Genomic DNA, 16895 nt, shown 5'->3' on the forward strand with positions numbered 1-16895 from the left:
TTCAGAATTTTTGTTAAATTCCGAATGGAGCTTCTGATTCAGAGGCTTTTTGTCACGACCCCTTTGGGTACTGTGCTGTAATATTAACTGGGGCCCTTTCGTTTCTCCACCCCCAAAAAATCCCTAGTGACGACTAGCCCGGTGGTTGTTGCCCTGGTGAATCTTGTGGGCCTGCCGTTTAAACTTCGGCCCATCCGTGGTAACCAATCGGAAGTGGTGCATTTTACCGTGAAATGGGTGGCCGGTTAAGCGGAGGTTAGTCCATGAGCGCATGATGTTAGTCATCTGGTCGATCTCCTTAACCCGCTTTGGACTGCCCTCCTTTTTTGCAGCGTCCTTGATATCGGATTGGAGACGATAGATGAGGTTATTATGGTAGGCAAGCAGCTCGTTGGTTAATGGGGCACTTCGGTACTTGTTGAAGAGCCGTTGGATGAGCTCCATGGCCTCTTGAGCATTATGAGGTTGAACGTAACGGTGGTCGTCTGTACTCAATTGTAAAATCTCCTTAGATTTAATTTGACATTCCTTGACTTTTAAACAGGTGATTGGTATATTATTAAGTGTGTTTAGCACTTAGCCCTAAAGAGTGCTAAAAAGGGATGTGATCAAAATGCTAACACAACGACAAAAGACAATTCTGCAAGCGATTGTACGTCAATACACCTCAACCGGTCAACCGGTAGGATCAAAGCACCTCGCTGAAAAGTTACCATTTAAGGTTAGTTCAGCAACAATCCGGAATGAGATGGCGGTATTAGAAGATCACCAGCTAATCAAAAAAGAGCATTCGTCCTCGGGGAGGGTGCCTTCAAAGCGTGGCTACCGATACTACGTCGATCACCTGCTGGATGCAAATGCGCTCACGGATAATGACCTGGTTGTTATCCAGAATTCTTTAGGGACGAGTTTTCAAAAGATTGATGAGATTGTTTCGCATTCAGCAGATATCTTGTCAGACCTGACTTCTTACACAGCATTTACCCTAAAGCCGGAGCAAACCGATGTCCGGTTAAGTGGTTTTCGGGTGGTCCCGTTGGGTAACCATAAGGTGATTGCCATTTTGGTTACCGACAGTGGGGACGTCGAGAGTCAGTCGTTTACCCTGCCACGTAATTTTGATACCGATGCACTCCAAGCGGTAATCAGGATGATTAATGATCAGTTGGTCGAGCGACCGCTGACTGAAGTAGTTAAACGGCTGAATGATGACATCCCAAAGCGGATCATGCAATATATGCATGGTTCTGACGGCTTCTCGGACTTGTTTGACAACGTTGTTTCCCGGGCCGCTCGGGAACGCTTCTTTGTCGGCGGGCGGCTTAACATCTTGGGATTTTCTAATAACCAAGATCCGCAAGCCCTGCAGGCGTTATATAGCCTAATTGATCAAAATGATGAGTTGTCGCACCTTCTTGACACGGGATCTGATGATAAGGATGTCAACGTCAGGATTGGCTCGGAAATTGCTAAGGACCAGGTGTTAAAGGATTATAGTCTAATTACGGCAAGCTATGATGTCGACCAGTATGGTAAGGGAATCATTGCTGTTTTAGGGCCCACGAGGATGCCTTACTCACGGACGATTGGAATTGTAAATGCCTTTCGTCAGGAGTTAGCCAAGCGACTACTTGACTTTTACCGACACTATTACGATTCATAGGAGGCGAGTCATTTGGCAAAAGAAGAAAAGCAAAAGCAGGAAGAGCAGCCAAAAGCTGATGGCAAAGCTGCTCAGACTGATAATAAAGCTGAACACCATGGTGGCCACAAGGGTCAGTGCCACCACCGCTGTGAAAAGTTGCAAAAGCAAGTGGATGACTTGAAAAAACAACTTGCGGATAAAGATGACAAGTATCTACGTGCCGAAGCGGAAATTCAAAATATGACGACCCGCTTTAATAAGGAACGCGCCCAGATCTTGAAGTATGATGGTCAGGACCTGGCAAAGAGTGTTCTTCCCGTTCTTGATAACCTTAAGCGGGCACTCACGATTGAAGTTAAAGATGAAAATGGCCAACAACTAAAAAAGGGTATTCAAATGGTCCACGACCACTTAACGGCAGCCTTAAAGGACCATGGGGTCACTGAGATCCCCGCAGAAGGAAAGATTTTTGATCCGACCTTGCACCAAGCGGTTAAAACCGTCCCAGTAAAGGGTGATCAAAAACCGGAAACGGTTGTCAAAGTCTTGCAAGCTGGTTACCAGCTGAAGGACCGGGTTCTGCGTCCCGCAATGGTTGTTGTGGCACAATAAAAATATAAGAGAGGGAATAAACAATGGCAAGTAACAAGATTATTGGTATTGATTTAGGTACTACTAACTCCGCCGTTGCCGTTATGGAAGGTAACGAGCCCAAGATTATTACTAACCCAGAAGGGAGCCGGACAACGCCATCCGTTGTTTCATTTAAGAATGGTGAAACCCAAGTTGGTGAAGTTGCCAAGCGGCAAGCAATTACTAACCCGAACACGATTTCTTCTATCAAGAGTCACATGGGTGAAGCCGGCTACACAGTGGAAGTCGACGGTAAGAAGTACACTCCACAAGAGATCTCCGCAATGATTCTTCAATACATCAAGAAGTATGCTGAAGATTACATTGGCGACACCGTTGACAAGGCCGTTATTACGGTACCTGCCTACTTCAACGATGCTCAACGTCAAGCAACTAAGGATGCTGGAAAAATTGCCGGCTTGGACGTTAAGCGGATTATCAACGAACCAACCGCTTCTTCCCTGGCTTACGGCCTGGACAAGAAGGATAAGGACGAAAAGATCTTGGTTTACGACCTTGGTGGTGGGACCTTTGATGTCTCCATCCTGGAATTAGGTGACGGGGTCTTCCAAGTCCTTTCAACTAATGGTGATACCCACCTGGGTGGGGATGACTTCGACCAAAAGATTATGGATTGGTTGATCGACGGCTTCAAGCAGGAACACGGTATTGATCTTTCACAAGACAAGATGGCTCTACAACGGTTGAAGGATGCCGCTGAAAAGGCCAAGAAGGACCTTTCGGGTGTTCAGGAAGCACAAATCAGTCTGCCATTCATTTCATCCGGTGAAAACGGTCCCCTCCACTTGGAGAAGAGTTTGACCCGGGCCCAATTCAACCAGTTGACTAATGACCTGGTTGAACGGACGAAGCAACCAGTATTAAATGCTTTGAAGGATGCGGACCTTTCATTCGATGACATTGATGAAGTTATCCTGAACGGTGGTTCGACCCGGATCCCGGCCGTTCAAGAAATGGTTAAGAAATTGACTGGTAAGGAACCAAACCACTCCATCAACCCTGATGAAGCCGTTGCCCTTGGTGCCGCTATCCAAGGTGGGGTTCTGACCGGTGATGTTAAGGACGTTGTTCTGCTTGATGTTACACCACTTTCTCTTGGTATTGAAACCATGGGTGGGGTCTTCACCAAGTTGATTGACCGGAACACGACCATTCCAACATCCAAGAGCCAAATCTTCTCAACGGCCGCCGATAATCAATCTGCCGTTGACATTCATGTTCTTCAGGGTGAACGGCCAATGGCAGCTGATAACAAGACCTTAGGGAACTTCCAGCTGACAGATATTCCAGCTGCTCCTCGTGGTGTTCCTCAAATCAAGGTTACCTTCGACATTGACAAGAACGGGATTGTTAACGTTTCTGCCAAGGACATGGGAACTGGTAAGGAACAAAAGATCGTTATCAAGTCCAACTCTGGTCTGTCCGACGAAGAAATTGAACGGATGAAGAAGGATGCCGAAGAACACGCTGAAGCCGACAAGAAGAAGAAGGAAGAAGTGGACCTGAAGAACGAGGTCGACCAAGAACTCTTCCAAGTTGACAAGACCTTAAAGGAAGTTAAGGGCAAGGTTCCTGACGAAGACATCAAGAAGGCTGAAAGTGCTCGTGACGACCTGAAGAAGGCCAAGGAAAGCGGCAACCTTGATGACATGAAGGCCAAGAAGGACGCCCTCAACAAGGTTATCCAAGACTTAAGTGTCAAGCTTTACAAGCAGGCACAAGGAGCCCAAGGCAATGCCCAGGGCGGTGCAAACCCGAATGGCAATGCCGGTAACAATGGTAACCAAAAGGGTAATGACGATGGCAACACCGTTGATGGTGACTTCAAGGATGTTACCCCAGACGACAAGAAGTAATTTCTAATTGCTAGATGCATTGTAAAAGCCAAAGGCCGCGGTTTAGGACTTTGGCTTTTACTTTCGTTTCCGATCTGTGGTATAACTATACAGGCAATTAAGTTGTGAGGGATATAAATGGCAGAAGAAAACTATTACGATGTTTTAGGTGTCTCAAAGGATGCCTCTGAAGCAGATATTAAACACGCTTACCGGCGACTCGCTGCTAAGTACCACCCGGATGTTAACCATGCACCTGGCGCGGAAGAAAAATTTAAGAAGATCAATGAAGCTTACGATGTCTTAAGTGATTCGCAAAAGCGGGCCCAGTATGACCAGTTTGGTTCTGCTGGTCCACAGGCCGGCGCAGGTCAAGGCTTTGGTGGCTTTGGCAATGGTGGCTTTAGTAGCCAGGGCTTCGGTGGTGCCAGTGGTTTTGATGACATCTTCAGCCAATTCTTTGGTGGTGGTGGCAGTCGCCGTCCTAATCCGACGGCACCCCGTCAGGGTCGGGACCTTCAGTACGCTATGACACTGAAGTTTATGGACGCCATCTTCGGCAAGACGACGACCATCAAGTACGATCGTGATGAGCAGTGCAAGACCTGTCACGGGACCGGTGCTAAAACCGGTAAGTCTGCGTCGACTTGTAAGCGGTGTGGCGGTAGCGGTGTAATTGTTACCGTCCGGCGGACCCCACTGGGGAACATGCAGACCCAAACCACCTGTCCAGAGTGTAACGGGACCGGTAAGGTAATTAAGGCTGCTGACCAGTGTCCAACCTGCCACGGTAGCGGCCACGTTCACGCCAAGCACGAGTTGGAAGTCAAGGTTCCAGCTGGGGTAGATGATGGCCAGCAAATGCGCCTTGAAGGGCAGGGTGACGCTGGTGAGAATGGTGGCCCCGCTGGTGACTTGTATATTGTCTTCAGGGTTACCCCAAGTCGGGACTTCCGGCGAGATGGCACGACCATTTACGTTGACCGTGACATTTCGTTCGCTCAAGCTGCCTTAGGGGACGAGATCAAGGTTAAGACCGTTCATGGTGACGTGGACCTGAAAGTTCCTGCCGGGACGCAATCAGAAACCAACTTCCGCTTACGTGGGAAGGGCGTTCCTTATTTGAACGGTAAGGGAACTGGCGACGAACATGTTACCGTCCACGTTAAAACACCGAAGAACCTCAACAAACGCCAGCGGGAGGCAATGATGGCCTTCGCTGCCGCTAGTGGTGAGGATGTCAAGGGCGTCAAGAAATCTGTCTTGGATAAGCTTAAGGACGCCTTTGAGGACCGTTAATACAATAATGATTGGGCCAGGAAAAGGGACAAGTTGTCCGCTTTCCTGGCTTTTTTTAAATTTCGGTTTGTCTTTGTTATACTAGATAAGAGTATTTTCGTAGAAAGTAGTGAATAAGCATGACAATGAGTCTGGAAGAAATGAAGGAGCGCCAAAAGCACATCCGTAATTTTTCAATTGTTGCCCACATTGACCACGGTAAGTCAACGCTGGCCGACCGGATTTTGGAAATGACGGATTCGATTAGTAAGCGTGAAATGAAGGACCAGGTCCTCGATGATATGCCGCTGGAGCGTGAACGGGGGATTACCATTAAACTAAATGCGGTGGCCCTTACCTACCATGCTAAGGATGGGCAGGACTACATTTTCCACCTGATTGATACCCCGGGGCACGTGGACTTCTCCTATGAGGTCTCGCGTTCGCTGGCGGCCTGTGAAGGCGCAATCCTGGTCGTGGATGCCACCCAGGGAGTGGAGGCCCAGACATTGGCAAATGTCTACCTGGCCCTGGATAACGACTTGGAAATTCTCCCTGTCATTAACAAAATTGACTTACCGTCTGCTGATCCGGAGGGGACCAAGGCCCAGATTGAAGACGAAATTGGACTGGAAACTGATGAGGCGGTTGACGTTAGTGCGAAGACGGGTCTCAACGTCGATCAAGTCCTGGAGAAGATCGTCAAGGATGTTCCTGCTCCCACTGGTGACCTGACCGCGCCCCTTAAGGCCCTGATTTTTGATTCAAAGTACGATGATTACCGTGGCGTTGTCCTGAGTGTCCGGGTATTTGAGGGGACCGTGAAGAAGGGCGACCGAATTCGGCTGATGAATAGTGGAACCGAGTACGAGGTTGCTGAAGTCGGTATTAACTCGCCCAAGCCACTGGCTCGGGATGTCCTGATGGCGGGTGACGTTGGTTACATTACCGCCGCAATCAAGGACATTAAGGATACCCGGGTCGGTGATACTGTGACTAGTGCTGATCACCCAACGGACAAGCCATTAGAAGGTTATCGACAAATGACGCCAATGGTTTATGCTGGTCTGTATCCAACTGACAATGCGAAGTTTAACGACCTCCGGGAGGCCCTTGAAAAACTGCAGCTAAACGATGCGGCACTTGTTTTTGAGCCGGAAAGTTCACAGGCCTTGGGCTTCGGTTTCCGTTGTGGTTTCTTGGGGCTGTTACACATGGATGTTGTCCAGGAACGCCTGGAGCGTGAATTTAACCTTGACCTGATCACTACGGCGCCATCGGTTACCTACCATGTTGACCTGGCCGATGGTTCCACGGTTGAGGTGGAAAACCCGGCTGAGATGCCAGATGATTCCTCAATCAAGGTGATTAAGGAGCCGTACGTCAAGGCATCAATCATGGTGCCAAATGACTACGTGGGCCCCGTGATGGAGCTCTGCCAGCGGAAACGGGGAATCTTTGAAACCATGGAGTACCTCAGTGACACCCGGGTAAACGTGATTTACCATGTGCCGCTGTCAGAAATTATCTTTGACTTTTTCGACAAGCTGAAGAGCTCGACACGCGGCTATGCTTCGATGGATTACGAAATTGATGAATACAAGCCAAGTAACTTGGTTAAAATTGATATCCTGTTGAATGGTGATAAAGTTGATGCGCTGAGCTTCATTGCCCATAAGGACTTTGCTGCCGAACGGGGACGGGAAATTACTTCCAAGTTGAAGAAGATCATCCCGCGGCAAAACTTTGAAATTCCTATTCAGGCGGCAATTGGCTCTAAGATTATCGCCCGGACAAACATTAAAGCCTACCGGAAGGATGTTACTGCCCGGATCCACACTGGTGATCCCGACCGGCGGGCCAAGCTGCTGGAGAAGCAGAAACGTGGTAAGAAGCGGATGAAGGCCGTCGGTAAGGTAGATATCCCTCAGGAAGCGTTCATGGCCGTTTTGAAGACCGATGAGGAAAGCGACGAGCGCTAAGGGCTGATATAGCAGTGGCGCTTTTTAAAAGCGCATATATGTGTGCTGAAAAGAGCACAATTTTGCTCTAGTCTTAAGATTCTGTGGAATGGAAGCGGCCCATTAAGACAATTACTGTGAACATAAAAATGAGCAGGTACAAGACTATTAAGCCTTTGTACCTGCTCATTTTTTAAAATAATTCAAGACTCTTGCCGTATTTAAAGGTTAGGGTCCATCTTAAACGACATTTGGGAAAGCTCACATCCCTGGGTCAACAGGTCAAAAAGCAGTTCCTTGGTTCGCTGGTTATAGTGACTGGCAATTACATGGTTCTCCGACGTTAAGTAGGCAGTAAGCTCTTCACCAGTCAGTGCCTGGGCCTTTTGATCCACTTCCGTAATCTTGCGCCGGCCCCATTCGTTTAACTCCTTTTGGTAGTTCTCATCCTGTTCAATGAACTCAGTGTAGTGGCTTTCAACGACTTCGGCGAGGGCTTCGTTTAACCAGTATGCACTCTTAAGGTCCATCTTGTTGGGAACGACCCGGTAAGATTCATCAGTATACGTGGTATTAGCAAAGAATGGCACATAGGGGTTGAATGCGGGGACCCCGAGTTCCTGCCAGTGAATACTGGTTTGGAACTGCTGGGGGTCGCGCAGCTGAAGAATATGCGATTCAGCAGTCCGGGAGAGTGAGATTGCCCGATAAGTTTTGCGCTCCGGTGCGGTTCCCATCGGGTCGTACTTGGTCTCATTAAAGTGGGATTTAAGGACGTACTGGACATCTTCGACCGCAATCTTGAATTCGGCCTTACGGATAAACGGCATGTCGTTATCTTCCGGTTCTTGGCCCTTTGCGGCTACCGGGCTGAGGTATCGTTGGGCGAACCATGTTCGGGGAGTGTTGTAGTGGCGGTCCTTTTGGGTACTGGTTCCAAAGATGTGACGGAAATTCCACTTATCTTCATCCGAGTTCAGGTGGTGCTGTGCGACAAATTCGCGAATCTTGGGGGCCCACATGTAGTTGGCCGGGTTATTGAAGTCGATGTCTTCGATTGCAACCTGGTTGGGGGTTACCGCATAACAGTCGTCGGGGATGCGAACGGCCACCCACTGGTGACCAGTGACAACTTCCATGTACCAGACCTCATCCTGGTCAGCAAACTGCATCCCGTTGCCTTCTGCTGACCCATACTTTTCAACCAGCTTACCGGTGTAGGAAACACCCTCCCGTGCGGAATGGATGAAGGGGAGGACCAGGGTACAGAGTGAATCCTCGGCCAGCCCACTTTTGATGAAGGGGTCATAGGCTAGTACCCGGTTATTAGCGTACACACTTTCGGTAAACGAAGCGGCGACGTTAGCCTCATTAATCCCGGCTTCCTCGTTTGGCCCGGCACTTTGATCAAGACTTGGTAGCGAAGTGTAGCGCATCCCGGCGGTCGGCATTTCCACCGTTAGCTTATTGTAAGGCGAAATATATGTCTCGTCTCGTCCTTGAACAGCGGGTTGGACAATGAACCGCTTGGGTTCGATTGCCTTCACCCGGTCCTCGTTGCGGGAAATGATTGGGGTTCCCTCTAGGGCCGCCTTCTTCCCAACCATAATCGAGGTGCAGGCATCACGATTTTTCTTTTGCATTTTTATCCCTCCAAATAGTAGTTCACTCTTTTATGATACCGCAATTGTGGTGGTTTAAAAAAGAAAATAACCAATGATAAAGTCTTATCATGGTTATTTATTGACCCATTAAAGGTTAAATGTTTTGAGTTCCTTGCTGGTGTGGGTGAAGGGTTCACAGCCATTGGCAGTAATATGAACGCAGTCCTCAATCCGGACACCGGCGACACCAGGAATATAAATCCCGGGTTCAATTGAGAAGCACATGCCAGGCTGGAGAACCAGCTTGTTTCCGGCCATGATTGAAGGAAACTCGTGATCACTCATTCCCAGACCGTGTCCCAGGCGGTGGATAAAGTACTCACCATAGCCGGCCTTGGTAATTACGTCCCGGGCCACAGCATCCAGTTCCTCCGCAGTGATTCCCGGACGGGCAGCATCCTGGGCGCTCAGTTGGGCCTCAAGGCAGACCTGGTAGATATCCTTTTGCTTGGTGTTTAACTGACCAACTGCCACGGTACGGGAAACGTCACTGGCGTAGCCGTCCACCATGCAGCCGAGGTCAAAGAGGACGAGTTCATTATTCTGGACCTGGTTGCTGGAGGTGGCACCGTGCGGTTCAGCGGCGTGAGCGCCCGCTTGAACAAGGGTGTCAAAGCTGGTGTGCATGATGCCGTGTTTCTTCAGGGCATATTCGAGGTTAGCTGCAATTTCCTGCTCGCTTCGACCAATAGCGAGGTTCTTAAAACCCTCTTCAAGCATGAAGTCGGCCCACTTGCCGGCCTGATTGAGCTTTTCAATCTCATCGGGGCTCTTGATCAGTCGCATCCGCTCGATCGTGGGGGTCAGGTTAGTAGTGAACTTGGCACCAGGGAATTGTCCTTTAAGGTGAAGCAGGCGGTCGACAGTCAAGTGACTTTCTTCAATTCCCCATTTGGCAGGGTTGGCGACGCGTTCCTTAACGTGTTCGGCAATAATGGCGAAGGAATCTTCATGATCAAGGTAGCCATAGATATCACCTGACCAACCGGCTCCCTTAGCGGCCTCCACTTCGAGCGCCGGGGTGAAGAAGAACGGCTGGGCATCAGGGAAGATGAGCAGAGCCATTACCCGTTCTAATGGTTCCTCATAGAAACCAGTGAGGTAGCCAATGGTCATCGGGTCGCTGATGTAGGCGACGTCAATGTTAGCTTTGATAATTTGTTCTTGTAGGTTGGTAATTTTAGACAAGGAAAGTCCCTCCTTAAAGATTAGTACCCTTATCATATCCTAACCGGCAAAAAAATGGCAAACAAAAAAGGCCTGGATAGTAACCCAGACCCTCAGAAGTAATAATTTAAATACTAGTTGTTGCCTTCCAGCTTAGCCAAACCGTTCTTAGCAACCTTTTCCAGTTCAGCAGCAGAAGCAGCCATAGCCTTCTTTTCACGGTCGTTAAGTGGAACTTCAATAACACGGGCAACACCAGAAGCGTTAACAACGGCGGGGGTACCGATGTAGAGGTCCTTCAAACCGTATTCACCGTTCATTGGAGCACCAATTGGGAGAACAGCGTTTTCGTCGCGCAGGATGGCACGAGAAATCCGCATCAGGGCAGTAGCAACACCGTAGAAGGTTGCACCCTTGCGGTTAATGATTTCGTATGCCTTGTTACGAACGTCGTCTTCAATCTTAAGGAGTTCGTCAGTTGAAACGCCTTGTTCCTTAGCGATGTCCAGTAATGGCTTACCACCAATAGTAGCACTGGAGTAAGCAGCAAATTCGGAGTCACCGTGTTCAGCCATGATGTTAGCAGAAACGTCACGTGGGTCAACATCGAACTTCTTAGCAAGAGCAACCCGCAGACGAGCGGAGTCCAGAGAAGTACCGGAACCAACAACCTTGTTCTTTGGGAAACCAGAGAACTTTTGAACAGCGTAGGTTAAGATATCAACAGGGTTAGCAGCAACCAGGAAGATACCATCAAAGCCGGACTTCATAATTGGTTCAACAACGGACTTGATGATCTTCAGGTTCTTGTCAACTAATTGAAGACGAGTTTCACCAGGCTTTTGTGGAGCACCGGCAGTGATAACGACCAGGTCAGCATCCTTGCAGGTGTCGTAGTCAGCGGAGTAGATGTTCTTTGGAGCAGTGAATGCAGTAGCATCTTCCAGGTCCAAAGCGTCACCTTCAGTACGCTTCTTAACAATATCAACAATGGCGAATTCTTCAGCAATCCCTTGTTGAGCCATTGCAAAGGCATAACTTGAACCAACGGCCCCGTCACCGACGAGGACAACTTTTTGATGATTCTTAGACATAATTAGCAATCTCCCTTTCATCTTTTGCAATTATCGAGATTAAATCTCCAAAAAATATTATAGCATTCCTTTGTGAAAAATCTATAATATAAGACAATTTTAACATGATAATATTGGTCTTATCACAAAATAACTATTTCACAAGCTCTACAAAACTGGCTACTTAGGCTCGCAAAACAACCGTAAATAATATTTATTAAGGGGCAAACTTAATAGTGTTTTAACTTTGGTAGAGTCAGAACATGTGCTAAAATAAAAATACCTACAATTAACTTTCGCGCGAGAAAGTTAGTCAAATAATTTCGGAGGAGGTGATTACCATTTTAAATCGCACTAAACAGTTCATGCGTGACAATGATTTAATGTACAAGCGTGAATACATTCGGCCGATGATGACCCCCCAACATGTCTACGTTTTTCGTTTTGGTAAGCATCGGCTTAACAACCGGGTAATCATTCGATACTCCCATACCTGGACAGGACGCCTGAAGATCAATGAAATCGACGTTCGTTTACACCACCAACACCATCCGCGGATTTTCTTAACCGAGTCGGATTTGATTGACTATTTAAAGCACCACATGGAAAAAGAAAAGAAGAAGCGGGCGCGTGAGGAAGAGAATCACCATGTTGATGATGATGAATAATTATTATGAGCAGGAATCGTGACCATCGAAGGGTGGTCACGATTTTCTTAATTTCAAGGAGGAAAAAATGAACTGGACATCGGTAACGGTCGTGACATCTAGTGAAGCAGTTGAAGCAGTTAGCTATATTTTGACGAATGAGGGGGCAGAGGGAATTCAGATTGATGATGCTGCCGATTTCGCCAATCTCCGTCCGGGAAAGTATGGAGAACATGGCGAAATTGTTGACCCGGATGAGATTCCCCACCGGAAACAAGGGGCCGCGGTAACCGGCTACTTTCCGGAGAAGACCTTTATGCCGGAAATTGTCCCGACAATCAAAATGCGGGTTGCCAAACTAAAGGATTATGGACTGAACCCGGGAAATGACCAGGTAACAGCAGCGACGGTCAATAACAAGGATTGGGCAACCGTCTGGCAAAAGTATTACCACCCGTTACGGGTTACTAATGAATTAACCATTGTTCCCCAGTGGGAGGACTATCAGCCGGTCCAAGAGAGTGAAAAACTAATTTATCTTGACCCGGGAATGGCCTTTGGAACGGGGACCCACCCCACAACCCGTTTAATGATGGAAGCACTCGAAAAAGTTGTCCGCGGGGGTGAATCAATGATTGATGTTGGAACCGGCTCCGGGGTGCTCAGCATTGCTGCCAAGCAAATTGGGGTGGGTGCGGTGGCCGCATACGACGTTGACGAAGTTGCGGTCCGTTCGGCAAAGAAAAATATCGCCCTGAACCCCGTTGCTAGTGATATCAAGCTTGGTGTCAATAGTTTACTGGATGGCATTCATACGCAGGTCGATATTGTAGTCGCAAATATCCTGGCGGAGATTATCGTCCCACTAATTCCACAGGCCTACGAGGACCTCAAGCCTGGTGGCCTGTTCCTAACTTCCGGAATTATTGATGATAAGGCGGAATTGATTCGTCAGAAGCTAACGGCCCAGGGCTTCATTATCGATAGTGAAACTAAGATGAAAGACTGGCACGGTATTATTGCCCACAAGCCAGCGGAGGACGAGTAAAATGCAGCGTTATTTTATTAATGAACGAGCCCAAGATGGGCAATTAGTTCTGCCGAAAGCGATTGCCCACCACCTGACGACCGTCTTGAGAGCGACGGTTGGCACACCGGTCGAGCTTGTCCTTGCTGACCACCAGGTTTACCTAGCGAAGGTTGCGACTACGGAACCAGAGACAATTGTCAAGATCGATCACGCTTTAGGTAAGAACAGTGAACTCCCGGTTGATGTGACGATCCTTTGTGGTCTTCCCAAGACTAAGGAAAAGCCAGAGCTGATCGTACAAAAGGCTACTGAACTAGGGGCTAAACGAATCGTCTTCTTTGAAGCCCAGCGGTCGGTTAGCCACTGGACGTCAAAGAAGCAGCAAAAAAAGGTTGCCCGCCTGCAAAAGATTGCGGATGCCGCTGCCGAACAGTCTCACCGCAATTACCAGCCTGTAGTAGCCTACTATTCGAACCTCAAGCAGGCACTGACGGCTAACCCGGCTGATTTTCGTCTTGTTGCCTGGGAGGAGTCTGCCAAGCAGGGAGAAAAGAGCGGCCTGGCCCGGTGCCTACAAAAGATTAAGGCTCATCAGTCGCTGCTCGCGATATTTGGTCCAGAAGGTGGCCTCACGGCAGGGGAAGTTGATCAAATGGCTGCGGCAGGTGTCCAGCCGGTTGGCCTCGGTCCCCGAATCCTGCGGACGGAAACAGCTCCCCTATACTTTCTAACTGCTGTTTCCTACGCTTGTGAGTTGGCAACCCCGGTCAACTAAGTTTTGTGCTACAATTAAGCAGATAAATTTGGGCATTAAATTGCCAAAGTATAAGGTGTTGAGAGAATGAATTGGATCAAGAAAAATGTTGACATATTTTTGTGGGGCGGCGGAATCCTCTTTGGGGTCCTAGTACCAGTTTTGGCACTCAAGTTTTTGCCGTTTACCAAGGCAATGTGGGTCGGCTGGGTCCTGGTCGTAATTAATTGCTGTTACTGCGTTTGGTTAGGCAGTTATCTTTACCACCACGCCGCTCGCTGGTGGACGCTGTTCGTCTTTCCAATCTTATTTTTAGCGGCCGCTTACGTCTGGATGCCAAAGTACACGTATTACTTTGCCGCCGCCTACTTAGCAATCACTTACCTGTCCTGCTCGACGCGTAAGCAAGATTAAGACGAAGGGAGGTTGTTTTTATGTCAGAAACGAAAGAGTTGACCCATGAAGATGTTCACAAGATGGTGGCATCATACATGAACGAGGAACACGTGGCCCTGGTTGAAAAGGCCTACCGGTTTGCCGAAATCTGTCACCATGACCAGCGGCGAAAGTCTGGGGAACCTTACATTATCCACCCAATTCAGGTGGCGGGAATCCTCGCTAACCTTCAGATGGATCCGGAAACGGTTTGCGCTGGTTACCTGCATGATATTGTTGAAGATACCGGGGCAACCCTGGACGACATTAAGGAATTGTTTGGTCCCACGATTGCCATGATTGTCGATGGGGATACCAAACTCGGTAAGATCCAATATAAGTCGAATAAGGAGCAGATGGCTGCTACGCACCGGAAGCTGCTGCTGGCGATGTCAAAGGATATTCGGGTGATGATCGTTAAGCTGGCTGACCGCCTGCACAATATGCGGACCCTTAAGCACCTGCGTCCGGACAAGCAACGGCGGATCTCCAACGAAACCCTGGAAATCTACGCCCCAATTGCTGACCGGCTGGGGATCAGTACTATCAAGTGGGAGTTGGAAGATCTTTCTCTGCGCTACTTGAACCCTCAGCAGTACTACCGAATTGTCCACCTGATGAATTCGCGGCGGGACCAACGGGTAGATTCCATCAACCACTCCATCAAGCTGATTAAGAAGGCCATTAGTGACCTCGACCTGGGACCAAATGTCGAAATTTACGGTCGGCCGAAGCATATCTACTCAATCTACCGGAAAATGGTCACTCAGCATAAGCAGTTTAGCCAGATTTACGACCTCCTGGCGATTCGGATTGTTGTCGATACAATTAAGGATTGCTATGCCGCTTTGGGGGTAATTCACACGAATTGGAAGCCAATGCCGGGACGGTTTAAGGACTATATTGCGATGCCAAAAGCCAATGGCTACCAGTCGCTGCACACCACAATCATTGGCCCAGAGGGACGGCCACTAGAAGTGCAAATCCGGACCCACCACATGCACCAAGTTGCTGAGTATGGGGTTGCTGCCCACTGGGCTTATAAGGAAGGGAAGACCAATGGCGTTAAGCAGACGAAAGATAGTCAGAAGCTGAACGTCGTTAAGGAAATCCTGGAGATGCGCAGTGAGAGTCACGGAACCGATGAATTTATGCAGGGAATTCAAAGTGATATTTTCACGGATAAGGTTTATGCCTTCACTCCTAAAGGGGATGTAATTGAGATGCCGAAGGGGGCCGGGCCCCTCGATATGGCCTATCAAATCCACACGGAGGTTGGTAACCACACGACTGGGGCCAAAGTTAATGGCCGCATTGTTCCCCTGGATTACGAAATCAAGAACGGTGACATTGTTGATATCCTGACGTCCTCGTCATCCGCAGGTCCAAGCCGGGACTGGTTAGAACTGGTATCGACGCGGCGGGCCCGCAACAAGATTCGTTCCTTTTTCCGGGCCCACAACCGGGAAGAAAACATTGAACAAGGGAAGCGGATGCTGGAGAGTCAGCTCCAAGAAGCTGGCTACGTTCCTTCAGAATTGATGACGGAAGAAAAGTGTCAGGAAGTTGCTAACCACCTGCACTACAAGAGCAGCGATGACATGTTTGCGGCGGTTGGCTTTGGTGACCTGGCGCCGGTTGGTGTTCGTAACCGGTTCACTGACGATATCCGAAAGAAGGCCGAGGATGACCGCAAGGAGGCAGCAGAAAAAGCGGTCTTAGAAGGTCACCAGACCCTTCAGGAACCTGACGAACGGGAACGGCAGAAACAGGCGAAGGCATCAAGTGAGGGCGTCGTTGTTGAGGGCGTTGATAACCTCCTTGTTCGGTTAAGCCATTGTTGTAACCCGGTTCCCGGTGATGAGATTACCGGTTACATTACCAAGGGGCGCGGGGTTTCCGTTCACCGGGCGGACTGTCCCAACATCCGGGCAGCCCAAAAGAGTGGTCAGCGGATCGTCAGCGTGTACTGGGCAAATCCCGAGGGGGACAAGACCAACTATAGTGCCGACATTGAAGTCCAGGGCTATAACCGGAACGGCATGTTGAACGACGTCCTGCGCTCCATTAACAATAGCACGCGTTACCTGAACTCCGTTAACGGTAAGGTTGACCATAACAAGATGGTCACAATCAGTCTTACAATTGGGGTGCGGAACCTAACCCAGCTCCAGTTGATTATGGATGCTCTGAAGAACATTCGGGATGTCTACGTGGTTAAGCGGGTAATTCGTTAACGAAAGGAGTCGTCTAATGCGCGTTGTATTACAAAAGGTGAACCATGCCCAGGTGACAATCGATGGGACGGTTTTTGGTAAGATTGGCCGGGGCTTCATGCTCTTGGTTGGCTTTGGCCCCGATGATGGGGATGAGCAGCTTGACTACCTGGTTCATAAGATTGTTAACTTACGGGTATTCGAAGATGAAAATGGCAAGATGAACCGGGGGCTGAATGACGTCAACGGCGCAATCCTGTCGATCTCACAGTTTACCCTCTACGCAAATACCCAGAAGGGAAATCGGCCGAGCTTTACGAAAGCGGCCAAGCCAGCCATTGCGGCGCCGCTATACGATCGCTTCAATGCTAAGTTAGCGGCAACTGGTGTTCATGTTGAGACCGGCCAATTCGGGGCGGACATGAAGGTTGACCTGGAAAACGATGGTCCAACAACCATTACTTTTGAAAAATAAGAATGACCCCGATTTAAAATTGAAGTGCAACACTTGATAACTAGACCAATTAGACTAGCTT

The 16895-nt window shown here is 48.8% G+C and carries 15 protein-coding genes; 11 read left to right on the plus strand and 4 right to left on the minus strand.

Going from position 1 to position 16895, the window contains the following annotated elements; all coding sequences use genetic code 11:
• Positions 1-123 precede the first annotated feature (123 nt).
• A complete protein-coding gene (locus FD32_RS06760; RefSeq protein ID WP_047770491.1) occupies positions 124-444 on the minus strand; it encodes a hypothetical protein in 321 nt (106 codons plus the stop codon).
• Between the two features lie 169 nt (positions 445-613).
• Here FD32_RS06760 and hrcA point away from each other — a divergent pair, with 169 nt between their 5' ends.
• From hrcA to lepA, 5 genes are all read left to right on the plus strand, one after another.
• Positions 614-1663 carry a heat-inducible transcriptional repressor HrcA gene (gene hrcA, locus FD32_RS06765; RefSeq protein WP_047770485.1) on the plus strand — a complete coding sequence of 350 codons (1050 nt, stop codon included), beginning with the start codon at positions 614-616 and terminating at the stop codon, positions 1661-1663.
• 12 nt (positions 1664-1675) lie between these two features.
• The gene (gene grpE, locus FD32_RS06770) at positions 1676-2257 is read left to right on the plus strand and encodes a nucleotide exchange factor GrpE (protein ID WP_047770483.1); all 582 of its coding nucleotides are present in this window, start codon (positions 1676-1678) and stop codon (positions 2255-2257) included.
• A 23-nt stretch (positions 2258-2280) separates the two neighbouring features.
• Positions 2281-4155, plus strand: coding sequence for a molecular chaperone DnaK (dnaK, locus tag FD32_RS06775; RefSeq protein WP_047770481.1), 1875 nt, complete (start codon positions 2281-2283; stop codon positions 4153-4155).
• 117 nt (positions 4156-4272) lie between these two features.
• Positions 4273-5433: a molecular chaperone DnaJ gene (gene dnaJ, locus FD32_RS06780; RefSeq protein ID WP_047770478.1), complete on the plus strand. Its 1161-nt coding sequence runs from the start codon at positions 4273-4275 to the stop codon at positions 5431-5433.
• Between the two features lie 125 nt (positions 5434-5558).
• Complete coding sequence (gene lepA / locus FD32_RS06785; RefSeq protein WP_047770489.1) at positions 5559-7394, plus strand: translation elongation factor 4; 1836 nt, start codon at positions 5559-5561, stop codon at positions 7392-7394.
• Between the two features lie 200 nt (positions 7395-7594).
• On the opposite strand, the gene FD32_RS06790 is transcribed toward lepA, so the two are convergent.
• From FD32_RS06790 to FD32_RS06800, 3 genes are all read right to left on the minus strand, one after another.
• Positions 7595-9016: a C69 family dipeptidase gene (locus FD32_RS06790; protein ID WP_047770476.1), complete on the minus strand. Its 1422-nt coding sequence runs from the start codon at positions 9014-9016 to the stop codon at positions 7595-7597.
• Between the two features lie 108 nt (positions 9017-9124).
• Positions 9125-10225, minus strand: a complete 1101-nt coding sequence (locus FD32_RS06795; RefSeq protein ID WP_047770473.1) for a M24 family metallopeptidase — start codon at positions 10223-10225, stop codon at positions 9125-9127.
• A 113-nt stretch (positions 10226-10338) separates the two neighbouring features.
• The gene (locus tag FD32_RS06800) at positions 10339-11298 is read right to left on the minus strand and encodes an L-lactate dehydrogenase (protein ID WP_047770466.1); all 960 of its coding nucleotides are present in this window, start codon (positions 11296-11298) and stop codon (positions 10339-10341) included.
• A gap of 344 nt (positions 11299-11642) precedes the next feature.
• Between FD32_RS06800 and FD32_RS06805 the strand changes: the two genes are divergently transcribed.
• The 6 genes from FD32_RS06805 to dtd all read left to right on the plus strand — a co-directional run bounded on the left by FD32_RS06805 (position 11643) and on the right by dtd (position 16834).
• Entirely contained in the window at positions 11643-11945 is a 303-nt protein-coding gene (locus tag FD32_RS06805; RefSeq protein ID WP_047770464.1) for a hypothetical protein, read from the plus strand.
• 67 nt (positions 11946-12012) lie between these two features.
• Complete coding sequence (prmA, locus tag FD32_RS06810; RefSeq protein ID WP_056962147.1) at positions 12013-12972, plus strand: 50S ribosomal protein L11 methyltransferase; 960 nt, start codon at positions 12013-12015, stop codon at positions 12970-12972.
• A gap of 1 nt (position 12973) precedes the next feature.
• Positions 12974-13729 (plus strand): 16S rRNA (uracil(1498)-N(3))-methyltransferase, encoded by a 756-nt coding sequence (locus tag FD32_RS06815; protein WP_047770460.1) that lies wholly within the window; start codon positions 12974-12976, stop codon positions 13727-13729.
• 66 nt (positions 13730-13795) lie between these two features.
• Positions 13796-14122: a hypothetical protein gene (locus FD32_RS06820; RefSeq protein ID WP_047770458.1), complete on the plus strand. Its 327-nt coding sequence runs from the start codon at positions 13796-13798 to the stop codon at positions 14120-14122.
• A gap of 20 nt (positions 14123-14142) precedes the next feature.
• The gene (locus FD32_RS06825) at positions 14143-16380 is read left to right on the plus strand and encodes a RelA/SpoT family protein (protein ID WP_047770456.1); all 2238 of its coding nucleotides are present in this window, start codon (positions 14143-14145) and stop codon (positions 16378-16380) included.
• Between the two features lie 16 nt (positions 16381-16396).
• Positions 16397-16834, plus strand: coding sequence for a D-aminoacyl-tRNA deacylase (gene dtd / locus FD32_RS06830; protein ID WP_047770454.1), 438 nt, complete (start codon positions 16397-16399; stop codon positions 16832-16834).
• The last annotated feature ends 61 nt before the right edge of the window (positions 16835-16895 follow it).

This window comes from Limosilactobacillus panis DSM 6035 (assembly GCF_001435935.1).
GTDB lineage: Bacteria > Bacillota > Bacilli > Lactobacillales > Lactobacillaceae > Limosilactobacillus > Limosilactobacillus panis.